We start from the raw sequence: 3953 nt of genomic DNA, 5'->3' as shown, positions 1-3953 counted from the left end.
CCCGTACGCCCCTGACCCCGTACGCCCCCGGACCTGTACGCCCTGACTCCGTGAGCCCGTTCCCGGTGACGCCTGCGACTCCCCCTAGTCGGTGGGCCACACCGGGAGCGGGCGTACGGCTTCGCGCAGCGCGGCGGCGATCGTCCGGAACTCCTCCTGGCGGGCGGTCCCGGTGCGCATGGCCAGGGCGATCCGCCGCGAGGGCGCGGGCTCGGCGAAGTACCCGGTGGACAGGGACTCGTTGCGGGCGGTCTCCAGGCGCAGCGCGGTGCGCGGCAGCAGCGTCACTCCCAGCCCACCGGCGACCAGCTGGACGAGGGTGGAGAGCCCCGCGGCGGTCGTCGTCACGTCCGCCCCGGTGGTGCGCCCCGCCTCCCGGCAGATGTCGAGGGCCTGGTCCCGCAGGCAGTGCCCTTCGTCCAGCAACAGCAGCTGCAGTCCCCGCAGTTCCTCCAGCGGGATGTCCCGGCGCCCGGCCAGCGCGTGCTCCCTGGGCGCGAGCAGGACGAAGTCCTCGTCGAAAACGGGCAGTTCGGTGACCCCGGGGACCCCCAGCGGCACCGCCAGCAGGAGCAGGTCCAGGCGTCCGGTGGCCAGCCCCTCCAGCAGGGTGGCGGTCTGCTCCTCGTGCACCTGGAGGTCCATCCGGGGGTAGCGCCGGTGGAAGAGCCCCAGCACGGTCGGCAGCAGGTACGGGGCCACCGTGGGGATGACCCCGAACCGCAGGATCCCGGTGAAGGGGGCCCGTACCGCCTCGGCCTCCTCCAGCAGCCCGCCCATCGCGTCGAGCACCACCTGCGCCCGGGCCGCGATCCGCTCGCCCGCCGGGGAGAGCAGCACCTTGCGGGTGGTGCGCTCCAGCAACTGCACGCCGAGGGCCTCCTCCAGCGCGGAGACGGCTCCGGAGAGCGCCGGCTGGCTCATCCCGATGGCCGCCGCGGCGTCCCGGAAGTGCAGGTGCTCGGCGACGGCCGCGAAGGCGCGCAACTGTGCGAGGGTCGGCTGCTTCGCCCCCCTGTTACCCACGGCCACTGATAGGCACCTCCGATCACCCGTCACAAGACTAGCTATTTCCGCAATCAATGCAGGTGTGTCAGCATGTGAGATACGTCCAACCCCATCGGAAAACCCCCAAAAGGGGCTATTTCCCTCTTCTCAAGGAGTGCGCGTGCTCACTGTTGGTGACAAGTTCCCCGCCTTCGACCTGACCGCCTGTGTCTCGCTCGAGGCCGGAGCTGAGTTCGCGCAGATCGACCACAAGACCTACGAGGGCAAGTGGAAGGTCGTCTTCGCCTGGCCGCTCGACTTCACCTTCGTGTGCCCGACCGAGATCGCCGCCTTCGGCAAGCTGAACGACGAGTTCGCCGACCGCGACGCGCAGATCCTCGGCTTCTCCCTGGACTCCGAGTACGTCCACCACGCCTGGCGCAAGGACCACGCCGACCTGCGTGACCTGCCCTTCCCGATGATGTCCGACATCAAGCGCGAGCTGTCGGCCGAGCTGGGCATCCTCGGCGAGGACGGCCTCCCGATGCGCGCCGTCTTCATCGTGGACCCGAACAACGAGATCCAGTTCTCGATGGTGACCGCCGGTTCCGTGGGCCGTAACCCCAAGGAGGTCCTGCGGGTCCTCGACGCCCTGCAGACCGACGAGCTGTGCCCCTGCAACTGGAACAAGGGCGAGGCCACCATCGACGCCGGCGCGCTGCTGGCCGGTGAGTGACGGATGTCCCTGGACTCCCTGAAGTCTGCCGTACCGGACTTCGCCAAGGACCTGAAGCTGAACCTCGGTTCGGTCATCGGCAACAGCGACCTCCCGCAGCAGCAGCTGTGGGGCACCGTCCTGTCCTGCGCGATCGCCGCCCGCTCCCCGCGCGTCCTGCGTGAGCTGGAGCCCGAGGCGAAGGCGAACCTCTCGCCGGAGGCCTACACCGCCGCCAAGTCCGCCGCCGCGGTCATGGCGATGAACAACGTCTTCTACCGCACGCGACACCTGCTCTCCGACCCCGAGTACGGCACCCTGCGCGCGGGCCTGCGGATGAACGTCATCGGCAACCCGGGCGTGGAGAAGGTCGACTTCGAGCTGTGGTCGCTCGCGGTCTCCGCGATCAACGGCTGCGGCCAGTGCCTGGACTCGCACGAGCAGGTCCTGCGCAAGGCCGGTGTCGACCGCGAGACGATCCAGGAGGCCTTCAAGATCGCCTCGGTGATCCAGGCCGTCGCGGTCACCCTCGACGGCGAGGCCGCCCTCGCCGCCGAGGACGTCCTCGCCGCCGAGTAGGCGCTCGTACGACCGTCAGGGCCCCCGCAGCCGTCTCCGGCCGCGGGGGCCCTGCGCGTTCACTTCCTCAGCGCGGCCATCAGCGCCCGCGCGTCCTCGATCGCCGCCGCTGCCAGCGTCTCCCGGTCGGGCCGTGCCGAGAGCCTCGCCTGCGGATCCGGACCGTCCTCGATCCGGTCGAAGAACATCACCTCGATGATGAAGACCGCGCCACCGTCACGGACCCTCAGCTGGACACCCTCGGCGCCCCCGGGGGTGCTGAGGAGAGCCTGCTGCCCCAGCCCGGGGACCGACTCCCACTGGTCGGGACCGCCGGGGCCGCTCCGGTCGTACCGGGAGCCGAGCTCGAACTCGGGCGCCGGATCCGTCTTCTTGTGCAGCTCGACCACCGCGGCCACGAAGAACGCCCCGACGGGGGCCGAACGGTCACCGTCGTGGCTGCAGGACGCCCAGTCCATGGCCGGATGCCGGCCGCCCTTCTGCGGGGCGGAGTCCGTGAACCCGCCCAGCCCCCCGGCCAGGGCCGGCGCCTTGAACTGGTCGCACAGGTTCTCCGTGACCCGGTAGCGGATCTCCGGCTCCTTCAGCCGGTCCCCGTAGGCGTACAGCCCGCCCGCCCACAGCGCGGAGGTGGCCACCACGGCCACCAGCACCCCCCACCACGGCCGCCGCGGCCCCCGCGCCTCGCGCACCACGGTGTCCTGCGCGACCTTGGCCGGCCGCCCCGACTCCCATTCCCCGTCTAACTCGGGCTCTGTGATCATCCCGTCCCCCACTACTTCTCGAGCGCCGATATCAGCGCGCGCATGTCCTCGATCATCGCCGCCTGGACCGCGGTGGCGTCAGTGGCGGGCCGGTCGTTCTTCTCCGCGTAGGTGCTGGCCCACACTTCGACGGTGAACACCGCACCGCCGTCCAGCACCTTGAGCTTCTGCAGCTGACCGGAGCCGGACATGATCATGACGGCATCCTCGCCGAGGTCCGGCACCGCTTCCCTGCGCACGTCGCCGGTGTTGGCCATCTCCCCGAGCGGCGGCACCTCGAACTCCGTCGACGGGTCGACCTTCTTGTGCAGGTCGACCTGCGCACTCACGATGAAGTCCGGCATGCCGTCGACGTTGTTCAGCACGCACGCCGCCCCGTACACGGCGGGGTGGTTGCTCTCCTGGTTCATCGGTCTCTTCTTGTGCAGGTCTCCGGCCAGTCCGCCCAGTGTCCGAGCCTTGAAGTCCTCACACAGGTTCTCCGTCGCCCGGTACGAGAGGGTCGGCTCGGCCAGCCGGTCCCCGAAGAAGTACAGCCCCCCGGCCCACACCGCCGACGCCACCACCACACCGCCCAGCGCCCACAGCCACGGCCGCGAGGTACCCGCCGCCCGCTCGCCCGCCGCGAGCGGTTCCGCCGCCTCCGCCGGCCCCCCCGTGTCCCACTCCGCGTCGAGCTCCGGATCGGTGATCATGTCCGCCCCCTGCAGTCCTCGGTCTGAGCGCCGCCGTCGGCGTGCGCGCGTCCTTGATCATCGCAGTCCTGGTCCCCTCCACGTCAGGGTCCGGGAGGTTTCGATCGGTGCGGACTAGGTGTATTGACCCGCAGGGTTGTTCACACGGCTGATCGGTGGCTTGCCGTCCAGTGCGGTGTGGCAGCGGTGGTGGTTGTAGGTGTGGAGGAAGTC

At 70.3% G+C, this 3953-nt stretch carries 5 protein-coding genes and 1 pseudogene; 2 read left to right on the top strand and 4 right to left on the bottom strand.

What is annotated here, in order from left to right:
* Nucleotides 1–84 precede the first annotated feature (84 nt).
* On the bottom strand, nucleotides 85–1032 hold the full coding sequence (locus PV721_RS42025; RefSeq protein ID WP_319733973.1) for a hydrogen peroxide-inducible genes activator: 948 nt from the start codon (nucleotides 1030–1032) through the stop codon (nucleotides 85–87).
* A gap of 136 nt (nucleotides 1033–1168) precedes the next feature.
* Here PV721_RS42025 and PV721_RS42020 point away from each other — a divergent pair, with 136 nt between their 5' ends.
* A complete protein-coding gene (locus tag PV721_RS42020; RefSeq protein ID WP_319733971.1) occupies nucleotides 1169–1723 on the top strand; it encodes a peroxiredoxin in 555 nt (184 codons plus the stop codon).
* A 3-nt stretch (nucleotides 1724–1726) separates the two neighbouring features.
* Entirely contained in the window at nucleotides 1727–2281 is a 555-nt protein-coding gene (locus tag PV721_RS42015; RefSeq protein WP_319733969.1) for an alkyl hydroperoxide reductase, read from the top strand.
* Nucleotides 2282–2340: 59 nt separating this feature from the next.
* Here PV721_RS42015 and PV721_RS42010 read toward each other — a convergent pair whose 3' ends face one another.
* From PV721_RS42010 to PV721_RS42000, 3 genes and pseudogenes are all read right to left on the bottom strand, one after another.
* Nucleotides 2341–3045, bottom strand: coding sequence for a hypothetical protein (locus PV721_RS42010; RefSeq protein WP_319733967.1), 705 nt, complete (start codon nucleotides 3043–3045; stop codon nucleotides 2341–2343).
* Nucleotides 3046–3056: 11 nt separating this feature from the next.
* A complete protein-coding gene (locus tag PV721_RS42005; protein ID WP_319733965.1) occupies nucleotides 3057–3740 on the bottom strand; it encodes a hypothetical protein in 684 nt (227 codons plus the stop codon).
* A 114-nt stretch (nucleotides 3741–3854) separates the two neighbouring features.
* Nucleotides 3855–3953 (bottom strand): annotated as a pseudogene (locus PV721_RS42000) (IS481 family transposase); the annotation flags it as partial.

Origin of the sequence: Streptomyces sp. MB09-01 (genome assembly GCF_033794505.1) — a bacterium.
Classification (GTDB): Bacteria; Actinomycetota; Actinomycetes; order Streptomycetales; family Streptomycetaceae; genus Streptomyces.
The sequence above is the reverse complement of the archived record's forward strand: the minus strand, read 5'-3'. Positions and strand labels throughout refer to the sequence as shown.